General features: G+C 61.1%; 11 protein-coding genes. 7 read left to right on the plus strand and 4 right to left on the minus strand.

Annotated features, from left to right (window positions below; translation table 11 throughout):
- The first annotated feature begins 48 nt into the window (after positions 1–48).
- The 3 genes from ACM6JM_RS09340 to ACM6JM_RS09350 all read left to right on the plus strand — a co-directional run bounded on the left by ACM6JM_RS09340 (position 49) and on the right by ACM6JM_RS09350 (position 3,587).
- Entirely contained in the window at positions 49–957 is a 909-nt protein-coding gene (locus ACM6JM_RS09340) for a zeta toxin family protein (RefSeq protein ID WP_039768351.1), read from the plus strand.
- 98 nt (positions 958–1,055) lie between these two features.
- Positions 1,056–2,996 carry a PAS domain-containing sensor histidine kinase gene (locus ACM6JM_RS09345; RefSeq protein WP_074690614.1) on the plus strand — a complete coding sequence of 647 codons (1,941 nt, stop codon included), beginning with the start codon at positions 1,056–1,058 and terminating at the stop codon, positions 2,994–2,996.
- A 54-nt stretch (positions 2,997–3,050) separates the two neighbouring features.
- The gene (locus ACM6JM_RS09350) at positions 3,051–3,587 is read left to right on the plus strand and encodes a hypothetical protein (RefSeq protein ID WP_074690613.1); all 537 of its coding nucleotides are present in this window, start codon (positions 3,051–3,053) and stop codon (positions 3,585–3,587) included.
- An 11-nt stretch (positions 3,588–3,598) separates the two neighbouring features.
- Here the strand turns inward: ACM6JM_RS09350 and ACM6JM_RS09355 are convergent, their stop codons facing one another.
- The 4 genes from ACM6JM_RS09355 to ACM6JM_RS09370 form a co-directional block, all read right to left on the minus strand.
- A complete protein-coding gene (locus ACM6JM_RS09355; protein WP_052266547.1) occupies positions 3,599–4,975 on the minus strand; it encodes a cation:proton antiporter in 1,377 nt (458 codons plus the stop codon).
- 48 nt (positions 4,976–5,023) lie between these two features.
- Positions 5,024–5,635 (minus strand): Yip1 family protein, encoded by a 612-nt coding sequence (locus ACM6JM_RS09360; RefSeq protein ID WP_011334107.1) that lies wholly within the window; start codon positions 5,633–5,635, stop codon positions 5,024–5,026.
- A 90-nt stretch (positions 5,636–5,725) separates the two neighbouring features.
- Positions 5,726–6,583: an SDR family oxidoreductase gene (locus tag ACM6JM_RS09365; RefSeq protein WP_039768357.1), complete on the minus strand. Its 858-nt coding sequence runs from the start codon at positions 6,581–6,583 to the stop codon at positions 5,726–5,728.
- A 95-nt stretch (positions 6,584–6,678) separates the two neighbouring features.
- Positions 6,679–7,827, minus strand: coding sequence for a MalY/PatB family protein (locus ACM6JM_RS09370; RefSeq protein WP_414881720.1), 1,149 nt, complete (start codon positions 7,825–7,827; stop codon positions 6,679–6,681).
- A gap of 233 nt (positions 7,828–8,060) precedes the next feature.
- On the opposite strand from ACM6JM_RS09370, the gene fdnG reads away from it, so the two are divergent.
- The 4 genes from fdnG to fdhE are packed head-to-tail and all read left to right on the plus strand — an operon-like array spanning position 8,061 to position 13,656.
- Positions 8,061–11,126, plus strand: a complete 3,066-nt coding sequence (gene fdnG, locus ACM6JM_RS09375; protein WP_414881721.1) for a formate dehydrogenase-N subunit alpha — start codon at positions 8,061–8,063, stop codon at positions 11,124–11,126.
- Between the two features lie 14 nt (positions 11,127–11,140).
- The gene (fdxH, locus tag ACM6JM_RS09380; protein ID WP_103385292.1) at positions 11,141–12,076 is read left to right on the plus strand and encodes a formate dehydrogenase subunit beta; all 936 of its coding nucleotides are present in this window, start codon (positions 11,141–11,143) and stop codon (positions 12,074–12,076) included.
- Entirely contained in the window at positions 12,073–12,726 is a 654-nt protein-coding gene (locus ACM6JM_RS09385) for a formate dehydrogenase subunit gamma (RefSeq protein ID WP_039768364.1), read from the plus strand. The genes fdxH and ACM6JM_RS09385 overlap by 4 nt, the downstream gene beginning before the upstream one ends.
- A gap of 3 nt (positions 12,727–12,729) precedes the next feature.
- Positions 12,730–13,656 carry a formate dehydrogenase accessory protein FdhE gene (fdhE, locus tag ACM6JM_RS09390; RefSeq protein ID WP_414881722.1) on the plus strand — a complete coding sequence of 309 codons (927 nt, stop codon included), beginning with the start codon at positions 12,730–12,732 and terminating at the stop codon, positions 13,654–13,656.
- Positions 13,657–13,659: the final 3 nt, after the last annotated feature.

The following is a 13,659-nucleotide window of genomic DNA, read 5'->3' on the forward strand; positions in this document are numbered from 1 at the left end:
GTAAGCCGGATCTCGGTCTCTCGCGATATTTGATAAGGAAATCAATATATGTCCGCTACCCACACTTATACGTATACCTCCGAGCAGGTCACTTCAGCCTTCAATGACATCAGCACAACCCTGTTCGCCGGAATCACTGCACAGCTCACACCCACTATCCTGGTGACAGCCGGAGTGCAAAGCTCGGGGAAAACCTACCTGCTGGAAAAACAACTGCTTCCTTCCGGCCTCTATAAAAATTACGTCCGTCTGTATCTGCCGGAGTATCGGGAGAAGCATCCGCAATACCAGGAGATGATCAAGCTGGGCACGTTGCACGCCTACGAACATACGAATGACTTCATTCGTGATTTGAGCAGGAAAATCTTTGAACGGGCTTTTGAGCAAAAGCTCAACATCATTTTCGAATGCGCGTTCGACAGTATCGAGTTTGCGACTCTGCCTGACTACATGGCCAACGCCGGTTACAGGCTTGAGGTTCACATCGTGGCCTGCAACTATCCGTTCGCATTTATTTCCGGCGTCCAGAGAGGGTTCAAAAGCCTGGAGAAAGGCGAGCTCGAACGTTTTGTCCGACCTTCGGAACTGAAATCCAGTTTTGGAAATGCCCACGCAGTGATCTACGCGCTCGACGCTGCGGCCAAAAGAGTCGGCGGCTCACAGGTGTTCCTTTACGAACGAGGTTTTGGGGCCATGAGGGAGCGTGTCGTGCGTGCGCACAGCTTGTATGCTCGAGATATGCAGAACAAGCTCTCCGTTACCTCAACATCCACGCCGTTCAGCTACAGCGCCTATGAGCGCATCATCGGCAAATCGCTCAACAGCGACAGCGAACGTCACGAGGTGATCAAGGAGAGTCATCTCGCCCTGCACAAGGCTGCGCAGTATGCAATGCAGGTACCGGACTTTCTTTTCGATGCACTTTATGCCCGGATCGCCAAATATGTTCAACGTTGAGCGAGCCGAGGTTCGGACATGAGGTGCTATTGCGCCTTTCCATTCCGCTGGTTTGCCGCATACTCGGGTTATTGAAGATCTGTTTCGAGCCAAGCCTGATGAGCGATAACAAGAAGTCCGCTGCAATCGAAGACATGCGTTTTCGTTTGCTGATCGATGCCGTGGTCGATTACGCGATCTACATGATCGACCCCGAAGGCATCATCACCAGCTGGAACTCCGGCGCCAAACGCTTCAAGGGTTACGAAGAAGCCGAGATCCTTGGCGAGCACTTTTCAAGGTTCTACACCGACGAAGATCGCGCCAACGGTATGCCGCAGCGGGCGCTGGACACGGCGATCCGCGAAGGCCGGTTCGAGGGTGAGGGCTGGCGGGTACGCAAGGATGGCACGCATTTCTGGTGCCACGTGGTGATCGATCCAATTTTCAGCCCGAGCGGGCAACTGCTCGGGTTTGCCAAGATCACCCGCGACCTGACCGACCGCAAGATGGCCGAAGAAACCCTCAAGCAGAGCGAACAGCAGTTTCGCCTGCTGGTTCAGGGCGTCAGCGACTACGCGATCTACATGCTCAGCCCGGACGGCCGCGTGTCCAACTGGAACCCTGGTGCGCAGCGGATCAAGGGCTACAGGCCGGAAGAGGTCATCGGCCAGCACTTTTCGATGTTCTACACCCCTGAAGATCGTGAGATCGGCGAACCCCAGCGCGCTCTGGAAACCGCTGCGCGCGAGGGCCGTTTCGAAAACAAGAGCTGGCGTCTGCGCAAGGACGGTACGCGGTTTCTGGCGCATGTGGTGGTCGATGCGATCCGTGGCGAGACCGGCACCTTGCTGGGTTTCGCCAAGATCACCAGGGACGTGACCGAAGCCACCGAGGCGCAACAGGCACTGGAGAAAACCCGTGAAGCGCTGTTCCAGGCGCAGAAAATGCAGGCCATCGGTCAGTTGAGCGGAGGTATCGCCCACGACTTCAACAACTTGCTGACGGTGATCCTCGGCAACCTGGAAATCGTGCGCAAACGTATGGGCGACGACCCGAAAGTCAGCCGCCTGCTGGAAAACGCCACGCAGGGAGCATTGCGCGGCGTATCGCTGACCCAACGCATGCTGGCCTTTGCCCGGCGGCAGGAGCTCAAGACCGAACCGATCGATATCCCGAAACTGGTGCAGGGCATCACCGGGTTGTTGCGCAGCTCACTCGGGCCCGGGATCCGCATCGAAACGCAGTTTCCCGAAGACCTGCAAGCGGTGCTGGCCGACAGCAATCAGCTCGAACTGGCGGTGCTCAACCTCGCCACCAACGCCCGCGACGCCATGCCCGAGGGCGGCAGCGTCACCATCAGCGCGGAACCTGAAGTGGTCATCGAACAAAACGATTCGACGCTCGCGGCCGGGCGTTATGTCTGTCTGCGGGTGACCGATACCGGGGAAGGCATGGACGCTGATACGCTGGCGTCGGCAACCGATCCGTTTTTCACCACCAAGGGTTTGGGCAAGGGCACCGGCCTGGGATTGTCGATGGTCCATGGCTTCATCGAACAACTGGGCGGCCGGTTCATTCTGAAAAGTATCAAGGGGCAGGGCACCACTGCTGAGCTCTGGTTACCGGTCGCCATCGACGGAGTCGCGACCCAATCGTCCGGCACGATGGTGTCCACCGTTACAGTGCCGCGCCTCAGCGTGCTGGTGGTGGATGATGACAGTCTGGTGCGTACCAGCACCGTCCTGCTGCTGGAAGACCTTGGCCATCGGGTGATCAGCGCCGCCTCTGGTACCCACGCGCTCGAGCTGTTTGACCAGGGAGAGGTCATCGACCTGATGATCACCGACATGGCCATGCCGCATATGAGCGGCGCGCAACTGGCTCATGCCGTGCGTTTGCTCAAGCCGGATCTGCCGATCATTCTCGCCACCGGCTTTGCCGAACGCCTCGAAGGCTTCGCAGCGGGGTTGCCACGGCTGTCGAAACCGTTCAATCAGATGAATCTTGTAACGATTATTGCCCAGACGATGAAACGAACCGGGACTGAATCCGGCTGAACTTGTCCGCGACGGGGCGGCTCCAAACGCTTTGCCTTTCGGAGCGTTCGTACCGTGCCTCGCATACTGACCCAACCGACCGCCGAAGAAACCCAGACCGAACACAACGCGAAGATGTTCGGTTCGCCCAAGGAGCGACTGGATTTCTACCGTCGGGAAATCCAGTACGAAACCAGCATCCTGGCCAACCGCACCGACGCGTACCTGGCGGCACAATCGTTTCTGGTGATTGCCTTTGCGTCCTGCATGGCCAACCTCAACCCGGAATGGGGCAAGCTGTTCACCCTGGTGGTGCCGCCGTTTCTGGCGTTACTCGGACTGCTCAGTTCGCTCAACGCCTGGCCGGGGATTCGCGCCGCCTACGACATCATTGATCATTGGCACTTCAAGCAGAGTGAACTGCTGCGCAGCGAACCGCTGATGGGCCTGGCTTATGACGAATCGCCGTTATTCAGCGAAATGGAGTCGAGCCACAAGGGGTATCGCAAGTCATTGCTGTTTTCCATTCGTACGCCGTGGATTTTCGCCACATTCTGGATGTTGCTCGGCAGCTATGCCTTCTATATTCAGGTGACCAATCCGGGAGGATAAATGACACCCCGCTATCGAGCCCGGTCATCATGGCCGGGCTTTTTTCGCCCGTTTCTGTTCTTGCGCCGCTCATAGCTGGCGAGGATCGGCTGGGTGCTGACGCCGTGCAGCAGAATGCTCAGCGCCACCACCGACAGGGTCAGGTCGGTACACAGCGTGGCCACGCTGTCGCCCAACCCATGGTTCAGCGCATAGAAGAGATAGTACAGACTGCCGATGCCGCGAATGCCGAACCAGCCGATCAATAACCGTTGGCGCCTGGCCAACAGCGATCCCCACGGCATCAACGCTACGCAGGCCGGGCGAATGACACAGAACAATACCCCGCCGACCAGCAGCGCCCGCCAATCCCAGTGACTGACCAGCACTACCCCCAGAAGCGTGACCAGAAACACCTCCATCGCCCGTTCCACCAAACCGCCGAACGCGAGCATGTCGCCCATCATGATCCCGGCCGCCACCTGACTGTCTTCCAGCCGCTCGGTATCGCCGTGCACCGCCTGCTGCGGCTCGACGTTCTGATGACCGACAATCGGTTGCACCATATGCTCGGCGGGTGGTTGGTGGGCGCCGGTGGATTTGACTTCCTCCTGTCGCAAGCCGAGGCCGGCGGCGAATACCGACAGAAAGCCGTAGCCACCAATGGATTCAGCCACGACGTACGCCAGCGCAATCAACGCCAGGGCCAGATAGTCGTTCGGGCTCAGGGTGCTGTCATCGTTGCGGATACGCAGCGAGAGGGTCAGTCGACCAATGCCACGGCCCATCCAGTAGCCGCAAAGCAACCCGGCCGGAACCGCCCACAAAAGGCTGCGCAGTACCCAGTCGGGCCACTCGGCGGCAAACCCTTCACCGTGCAGCAGCAACAGCCCGAGGATCACGAAGGGAAATGCAACGCCGTCGTTGAGCCCGGCCTCGCCGGACAGGCCGAAACGCACGCTGTCGACGTCCCGCGCATCGTTAACCTGCACCAGCGCCGCGAGCACCGGGTCGGTCGGAGCCAGAATCGCGCCGATCAACAGCGAAGGGCCCCAATTCAGGTTCAGGCCAAAATGCAGCAACAGGCAGACGCCAATGATCGTCAGCACCATCACCGGACCTGCCAGACCGAATGCAATCCGCCAGCGTTTGTCGCGCAATGGCAAACGTAACTTCAAACCGCAGACGAACAGGGAAAACAGCACCGCGACTTCGGTCAGGTGCTCCATCCACAAAGAGGCTTCGTCCAGCGGCAGTTTCAGCAGATCGAGCCCGGACGGCCCGATGCCAACCCCCAGCAGCAAACAGACAGCGGAAGTCGTCACCGGCATCCAGCGAAGATAGGACGACGTCAGCGCCAGGGTCAGCAGCACGGCACCGAGCACCGCCACCCAGATGATGAAGCTCATGACGCGCGGCCCGTAAGGTCAGTTCGATGCCGCCCCGACATAACCGGCCTAACCCGCAGTCGTGCGCAGGTATTCCGGCGTCAGCACGTTGAACCACAGCAGGATCATCGACACCAACAACGTCACCAGCACCAGCAGCGCGACACCCCAGACACTGGCCGAATACAGCAAACCCTGTTCCTTGCGCTCGTGCATGAAAGTCGGCAGGCCGACGAACAGCAGAAACGTCGAATAGATGGACGCTGCGCCGAGCACCAGCACCGCCAGCCAGCGGCTGGGATACAGGCCGGCGAGACCGGCGATGAAAAACGGGGTTACGGTGTATGCCGCGAAACCGATGCACTGGTTGAGCGTCGGCCGGGCATCGAAGGTGCGCGACATCCAGCGAATGAATCCGCCGATGATCGCCACGCCGACCACGATGGTGACGTAGAGCAGGACACTCAGCTGCAAGGCGCTGGCACTGCTGAGCCTCACGGTTTCACCCACTGCCAGGCTCCAGCCGACATAGGTGGTGCCAATGAACAGGCACACCGCCGGGACGAGGGCCAGCAACAGCAGGTGAGCAAGGTAATGACGCGGATGTGCCTCTTCTTCGCGGCGGATGTCGGTCCAGGCAAAATTCGGCTGGGTGAAGAGTTTGATAATAGGCGCAGACATGACGACCTCCTGATCTCTTGCAACCCGAACGGGCCATGAAGGTATGGAGAGGTCGCCGTGTCCAGCGGTTCACTTTTTCTGGCAAGCGGCTCAGAGCATCGGTTTGCCGCCGGTCACGCCATAGCGCTGGCCGGTGATGTAGCTGGCTTCATCAGACGCCAGCAGTACGTAGATCGGCGCGACCTCCACTGGCTGGCCGGGACGCCCGAGTGGGGTTTGCTCGCCAAAATGCTGCACTTCCTCATCGGGCATGGTCGAGACGATCAGCGGCGTCCAGATCGGCCCCGGTGCCACGCAATTCACGCGGATTTCCCTCGGGCCGAGCATTTGCGCCAGACCACCGGTGAAGTTGGCGATGGCGCCTTTGGTGGTGGCGTAGGCGAGCAGGGTTGGCTTGGGCATGTCCGAGTTGATCGAACTGGTGTTGATGATGGAGGAGCCAGGTCCCATGTGTTTGATGGCTGCCTGGCACAGACGGAAGATAGCGGTGATGTTGACGTCGAAGGTCATCACCCATTCGTCGTCGGGAATCTCCTCGAAGGTTTCGTGGGTCATCTGGAAAGCCGCGTTGTTGACCAGCACGTCGATACGGCCGAAGCGCTCGACGGTTTGATCCACCAACGCCTGGCATTGGGCTTTCTGGGCAATGTCACCAGGCAGCAACAGGCACTGGCGGCCGGCCTGTTCGACCCAGCGCGCGGTTTCCTTGGCGTCTTCGTGTTCATTTAAATAGGCGACTGCTACATCGGCACCTTCGCGGGCAAAGGCGATCGCCACCGCCCGACCGATGCCACTGTCGGCACCGGTGATCAAGGCAATCTTGCCGGCCAGCCGACCGGAGCCGGTGTAGCTCTGTTCGCCGCAATCAGGATACGGCTCCATTTTGCGCTGCGAACCGGGAACCGGTTGCGCCTGTTTCGGGAACGGGGGTTTTGGATAGTCGGTCATCGTCAATCTCCGGGTCTCATGGCAAGTAGGCCGGTTGACCCGGCCCGTTTGCGCTGAGTTCGATCGGATTGACGCTTGGGTTTGCCCTGACGTGATTACCGGGACTTGAGGGCTCGCTCCATCCGGGCAATGCCTTCTTCCAGCATCGAACGCGGGCAACCGAAGTTCAGGCGCACGAATTGCTGGCTGTGGTCGCCAAAGTCCAGACCCGGGCTGAGGCCGACACGAGCGTGGTCCAGGAAGAACTTCTGCGGGTCGTCCAGATCCAGCGCCGAGCAATCGAGCCAGGCCAGATACGTGCCTTGCGGCACATTGAGGGTCACGCCGGGCAAGCGGCTGCGCACCGCGTCCACCAGCCAGTCACGGTTGGCTTGCAGGTACTGCTTCAGCGCCTCAAGCCACGGACCGGCTTCGCTGTAGGCCACGCGGGTGGCTTCCATGCCCAGCGGGTTGACGCTGTCGACCATGCCGCAACGGGCGTGGTTGACGCGTTCGCGCAGGGCGGCGTCCTGGATGATCATGAACGAGGTCTTGAGGCCGGCAATGTTGTAGGCCTTGCTCGCCGACATCAGGGTGATGGTGCGGCGGGATATTTCCGGGCTCAGGGACGCGGTCGGAATGTGCACGCGGCCGTCGTAGCACAGCTCGGCGTGGATCTCGTCGGAGATGATCCAGGCGTCCTGCGCCACGCAGATGTCCGCCACCGCTTGCAATTCTTCCCGGCCGAAGACCTTGCCGATCGGGTTGTGCGGGTTGCTCAGCAGCAGGGCGCCGCCACCGCTCAGGGATTCACGCAGTACGTCCAGCGGGGTGGCGTAGCTGCCGTCGGCCTGGGCATTGAATTCCAGTTCGACCTTGTTCAGGCCCCAATGGCCCGGTGCATGGCGCAGCGGCGGATAATTCGGGGTTTGCACCACGACATTCTGCTGCGGTTGCACCAGCGCCTTGAGCGCCATGTTGAAACCCGACTCCACACCCGGCAGGAAGATCAGCTCCTGCGGTTTGACCCGCCAGGCGAACTTGTTCCAGAGGTCGGCGACGATGGCCTGGCGCAGATTGTCCTGGGCCACGCTGTAGCCCACCAATGGGTGCAGCAGGCGTTGGTGCAGCGCCTCAATGACCACCGGCGGGGCGGCGAAATCCATGTCAGCGACCCACATCGGCAACACGTCGGCCGGGTAGCGGCTCCACTTGGTGCTGCCGGTGTCGTGGCGGTCGAATACCTGATCAAAATCGAAAGTCATGCGCGGTCTCTGAAGCGGAGATGGGTCGTGCCCGCCATGATAAGCCCATGCCCTTGAAGGAGCACACAAAACCTGTGGGAAGTGATGCTCCGACAAACGGCCGACGGTCGGTTTTCACACAGGCGGCAGAGGCTTTGTCTACAGTGAAAAAGTCGGCACTCGTGTGCCGCAACCGTGATTGTCCAGAACAAACCCGGCACCAGTACCGGGTTCCACCTGATCAGGAGTGCACGATGGATCTCAGCCGTCGTCAGTTCTTCAAGGTCGCCGGTATCGGCCTTGCAGGCTCTAGCCTGGGCGCGTTGGGCATGGCCCCGACGCAGGCCTTCGCCGAGCAGGTGCGCCACTTCAAGCTTGCCCACACCCATGAAACCCGCAATACCTGCCCGTACTGCTCGGTCGGTTGCGGCTTGATCATGTACAGCCAGGGCGATGCGGCGAAGAACGTTGCGCAAAACATCATCCATATCGAGGGCGACGCCGACCACCCGGTCAACCGCGGCACCCTGTGCCCGAAAGGCGCGGGTCTTTTGGACTTCATTCACAGCCCCGGCCGCTTGCAGTACCCGCAGGTGCGCAAGCCCGGCAGCAGCGAATGGACCCGGATCACCTGGGACGAAGCCCTCGACCGCGTCGCCGACCTGATGAAGGCCGACCGCGACGCCAATTTCGTCGAGCAGAACGCCCAGGGCCAGACAGTCAATCGCTGGCTGACTACAGGATTCCTCGCGGCGTCGGCAGCGTCCAACGAAGCGGGTTACATCACCCACAAGGTGGTTCGCAGTCTCGGCATGCTGGGGTTCGATAACCAGGCGCGTGTCTGACACGGCCCGACGGTGGCAAGTCTTGCCCCGACGTACGGCCGTGGAGCCATGACCAACACCTGGACCGATATCGCCAATGCGAATCTGATCCTGGTGATGGGCGGCAACGCAGCAGAAGCCCACCCTTGCGGCTTCAAATGGGTGACCGAAGCCAAGGCGCACAATGCCGCGCGGCTGATCGTGGTCGATCCGAGGTTTACCCGGACCGCGTCCGTGGCCGATTACTACGCGCCGATTCGCACCGGCAGCGACATCGCGTTCATGGGCGGGCTGATCAATTACCTGCTGACCGAGGACAAGATCCAGCACGAATACGTGCGCAACTACACCGACGTATCGTTCATCGTCAGAGCTGGATTCGGCTTCGAGGACGGGCTCTTCACCGGTTACGACGCGGCCAAACGCAGCTACACCGACAAATCCACCTGGGGTTACGAGCTGGGGGATGACGGCTTCGTCAAAGTCGACCCGACCCTGCAGGACCCGCGCTGCGTCTATCAACTGATGAAGCAGCATTACAGCCGCTACAACATCGACCTGGCGAGCCAGATCTGCGGCATGCCGGTCGATGCGATGAAAAAGATCTGGGAGGAAATCGCCACTTGCTCGGCACCGGGCAAGACCATGACCATTCTCTATGCGCTGGGCTGGACCCAGCACTCGATCGGCTCGCAGATCATCCGCAGCGCAGCGATGGTGCAACTGTTGCTGGGCAACGTCGGCATGCCGGGCGGCGGGGTCAACGCCTTGCGCGGGCACTCGAACATTCAGGGCCTGACCGACCTTGGTCTGCTGTCCAACGCGCTGCCGGGTTACCTGACCTTGCCGACCGACGCCGAGCAGGATTACGCGGCCTACATCCATAAACGCACCCAGGTTCCATTGCGGCCGGGGCAATTGTCCTACTGGCAGAACTACAGCAAGTTCCACGTCAGCCTGATGAAAGCCTGGTATGGCGCCAATGCCACCGCCGAGAACCAGTGGGCCTACCACTACTTGCCGAAACTCGACATCCCCAACTACGACATCCTCAAGGTGTTCGATCTGATGGGGCAGGGCAAGGTCAACGGCTACATGTGCCAGGGCTTCAACCCGATTGCCGCGTTGCCGGACAAGAACCGGGTGATGGCGGCGCTGGCCAAACTGAAATGGCTGGTGGTGATGGACCCGCTGGCCACCGAAACCTCGCAGTTCTGGGAACACGTCGGGCCGTTCAACGATGTGAAGAGCGCCGACATCCAGACCGAAGTCATACGCCTGCCAACGACGTGTTTTGCCGAAGAGGACGGCTCGCTGGTCAACAGCAGCCGCTGGCTGCAATGGCACTGGAAAGGTGCCGACGGCCCGGGCGAGGCGCGCACCGACGTGCAGATCATGAGCGCGCTGTTCCTGCGCCTGCGTGAGCGTTATCAGGCCGAGGGCGGCAAATTCGCCGATCCGCTGCTGAAGCTGTCGTGGCCGTACAAGATCGCCGAAGAACCCTCGCCGGAAGAGATCGCCAAAGAGATCAACGGCTACGCCACCACCGATTTCACCGACGCCACGGGCGCGGTGATCAAGGGCAATTCGCAACTGGCCGGGTTCGCCCAGCTCAAGGATGACGGCAGCACTGCGTCCGGCTGCTGGATTTTCTGCGGCAGCTGGACCGAAGCCGGCAACCAGATGGCCCGCCGCGACAACAACGACCCATACGGCATGCATCAGCATCAAGGCTGGGCATGGGCCTGGCCGGCCAACCGGCGGATTCTGTACAACCGGGCCTCGGCAGATGTCGCAGGCAAACCGTGGGATCCGAAAAAACGCCTGGTCTGGTGGAACGGCAAAGCCTGGAGCGGCACCGATGTTCCGGACTACAAGGCCGACGTGCCGCCGGAAGCCGGGATGAACCCGTTCATCATGAACCCCGAAGGCGTGGCGCGGTTCTTCGCCGTCGACAAGATGAACGAAGGGCCATTCCCCGAGCACTACGAGCCGTTCGAAACGCCGATCGGCATCAACCCGCTGCACCCGGAAAACAAGAAAGCCACCAGCAACCCGGCGGCGCGGATCTTCGATTCGGTGTGGGACAGCCTCGGCGTGGCCAAGGATTACCCGTACGCCGCGACCAGTTACCGGCTGACCGAGCATTTCCACTTCTGGAGCAAGCACTGCAAGTTGAACGCGATTGCTCAACCCGAGCAGTTCGTGGAAATCGGCGAAGTGCTGGCCAAAGAGAAGGGCATCGCCGCTGGCGATCGGGTTCGCGTGAGCAGCAAGCGCGGGTTCATTGAAGCGGTGGCGGTGGTGACCAAAAGGATCCGGCCGTTGCAGGTCAACAACCAGGTGGTACACCAGATCGGCATTCCGCTGCACTGGGGCTTCACCGGCCTGACGCGCCACGGTTACCTGACCAACACCCTGGTGCCGTTCCTCGGCGATGGCAATACACAGACCCCGGAATCCAAGTCATTCCTGGTCAACGTGGAGAAGCTCTGATGGAGAATCTTTAGATGGCCAGCCAAGACATCATTGCCCGCTCGGCCACCACCACGCCGGCGCCTTCGATACGCGGCCAGGAACAGGTGGCCAAGCTGATCGACACCACCAAGTGCATCGGCTGCAAGGCCTGCCAGGTCGCATGCTCGGAATGGAACGAGCTGCGCGACGAGGTCGGCCACAACCACGGCACCTACGACAATCCGCAGGACTTGAGCGCCGATTCATGGACGCTGATGCGCTTCACCGAGCACGAAACCGACGTCGGCAACCTCGAATGGCTGATCCGCAAGGACGGCTGCATGCACTGCGCCGAGCCCGGTTGCCTGGCGGCGTGCCCCAGCCCCGGCGCGATCATCAAGCACGCCAACGGCATCGTCGATTTCGATCAGGACCACTGCATCGGCTGCGGTTATTGCATCACCGGCTGCCCGTTCAACATCCCGCGCATTTCGCAGAAAGATCATAAGGCCTACAAATGCACGCTGTGTTCGGACCGGGTGGCGGTGGGGCTGGAGCCGGCCTGCGTGAAAACCTGTCCGACCGGGGCCATCGTGTTCGGCACCAAGGACGACATGAAGACCCACGCCGCCGAACGCATCGTCGACCTGAAAAGCCGTGGTTTCGACAACGCCGGCCTGTATGACCCGCAAGGCGTCGGCGGCACCCACGTCATGTACGTGCTGCACCACGCCGACACCCCGAAAATCTACGCTGGTCTGCCGGACAACCCCGAGATCAGTCCGCTGGTGGGTTTGTGGAAAGGCATCAGCAAGCCGTTGGGTCTGCTGGCCATGGGCGCGGCGGTGCTGGCCGGGTTCTTCCATTACGTGCGGATCGGCCCGAACCGGGTCGAGGAAGATGAACATCCCGATCCGCCCGACACCTCGGTGCACGTCGTCGACCCGGCGGTGCACACCTTCGACCCACGCGGGGAGGGCCGGCCATGAGCAACAAGACGATCCTGCGCTACACCGCCAACCAGCGCACCAACCACTGGCTGGTGGCGATTCTGTTTTTCATGGCCGGCCTGTCGGGGTTGGCACTGTTCCATCCGTCGATGTTCTGGCTGACCAATCTGTTCGGCGGCGGGCCGTGGACGCGAATCCTGCACCCTTTCATGGGCGTGCTGATGTTTGTGTTCTTCCTGGGGCTGGTGTTTCGCTTCTGGCGCTCGAACTTTTTCATCGACAATGACTGGAAATGGCTGCGGCGCATCGACCGGGTGCTGGTCAACGACGAAGAGACCGTGCCGGCGGTGGGCAAATATAACGCCGGGCAAAAGCTGCTGTTCTGGACTTTACTGCTGTGCATGCTCGGATTGCTGTTCACGGGGCTGGTGATCTGGCGCGCGTATTTCAGTCATTACTTCGGCATCACCACGATCCGCTGGGCGATGTTGCTGCACGCACTGGCGGGGTTTGTGCTGATCCTGAGCATCATCGTTCACATCTATGCCGGGATCTGGATCAAGGGCTCGGTGGACGCAATGATGCACGGCTGGGTCAGCCGCGCCTGGGCCAGGAAACACCATGCACTCTGGTATCGCGAGGTGGAGAGCAAAGATCCGCCAGAGCGACCGGTCACGAAAAAGGGCTGACAGTTGCCAACCATCCTCGAACCCGGAGAAATCGAAGCGGCGGCCAGTTCGCCGCCGTTTCTGCACCTGCCGCCGCATAACCTGTTCACGCTGCGGGCCCAGCGTCTGGAGCGCTTGGCCGAAGGTCATCCGCTGGCCGACTACCTGCGCTTGATTGCCGGTTTGTGCCGGGTCCAGCAGCAGATCCTTGATGATCCACCCTCGACCGCGCCACTTGATCAACAGCGGCTGGAAATCTGCCGGCAACACGGCATGCCACCGTTCGCCGCCGACACCCTGATTCGCGAGGACACCTGGCAGCTGTATCTCGAGGCCTTGCTCCAGCGTTATGTCGCCCCTGAGCAACCGGCGGTGGGCGAGGCCGTGACCACGCTGCGCATCGCCAGTCCCGGCCAGTTACGCGCGTGGGCCGTGGCGCTGGTCAGCGGCCAGTATTCGCTGGTGCCGGCGGCGCTGGTGCCGTTTCTCGGGGCGGCGCTGCAAGCGGCGTGGAGTCACTGGCTGCTCAGTGCGCCGAACCTGCAACTGACACCCGGCGACAGCCTCAGCCAGTGCCCGGCTTGTGGCTCGCCAGCCATGGCCGGGGTGATCCGCCATCGCGGCAAACACAACGGCCTGCGTTATCTGGTGTGTTCGCTGTGCGCCTGCGAATGGCATGTGGTGCGGGTCAAGTGCGTGTATTGCGAGCAGAGCAAAGGGCTTGAATACCTGAGCCTCGAGGATGACCGTCACGCCGCCAATCAGGCGCCGTTGCGCGCCGAAGTCTGTCCGGGCTGCAACAGCTACCTGAAGTTGCTGTATCTGGAAAACGACGGGGAGGGCGAGGCGCTGTCGGCAGATCTGGGCAGTCTGCTGCTCGACATGCGCCTGGCTCAGGACGGCTATCAGCGCCTGGCGCCTAATCTGTTGCTGGCGCCCGGCGACGAATAAGCC

The sequence above is a fragment of the Pseudomonas sp. IT-P2 genome (assembly GCF_949767575.1).
GTDB lineage: Bacteria > Pseudomonadota > Gammaproteobacteria > Pseudomonadales > Pseudomonadaceae > Aquipseudomonas > Aquipseudomonas pharyngis.

What these genes read in the sequence shown, in the direction of transcription:
- ACM6JM_RS09340 (WP_039768351.1), top strand. Translation starts at nt 49, where the DNA reads ATGTCCGCTACCCACACTTATACGTATACCTCCGAGCAGGTCACTTCA.
- ACM6JM_RS09345 (WP_074690614.1), top strand. Translation starts at nt 1,056, where the DNA reads ATGAGCGATAACAAGAAGTCCGCTGCAATCGAAGACATGCGTTTTCGT.
- ACM6JM_RS09355 (WP_052266547.1), bottom strand. Translation starts at nt 4,975, where the DNA reads ATGAGCTTCATCATCTGGGTGGCGGTGCTCGGTGCCGTGCTGCTGACC.
- ACM6JM_RS09360 (WP_011334107.1), bottom strand. Translation starts at nt 5,635, where the DNA reads ATGTCTGCGCCTATTATCAAACTCTTCACCCAGCCGAATTTTGCCTGG.
- ACM6JM_RS09365 (WP_039768357.1), bottom strand. Translation starts at nt 6,583, where the DNA reads ATGACCGACTATCCAAAACCCCCGTTCCCGAAACAGGCGCAACCGGTT.
- ACM6JM_RS09370 (WP_414881720.1), bottom strand. Translation starts at nt 7,827, where the DNA reads ATGACTTTCGATTTTGATCAGGTATTCGACCGCCACGACACCGGCAGC.
- fdxH (WP_103385292.1), top strand. Translation starts at nt 11,141, where the DNA reads ATGGCCAGCCAAGACATCATTGCCCGCTCGGCCACCACCACGCCGGCG.
- ACM6JM_RS09385 (WP_039768364.1), top strand. Translation starts at nt 12,073, where the DNA reads ATGAGCAACAAGACGATCCTGCGCTACACCGCCAACCAGCGCACCAAC.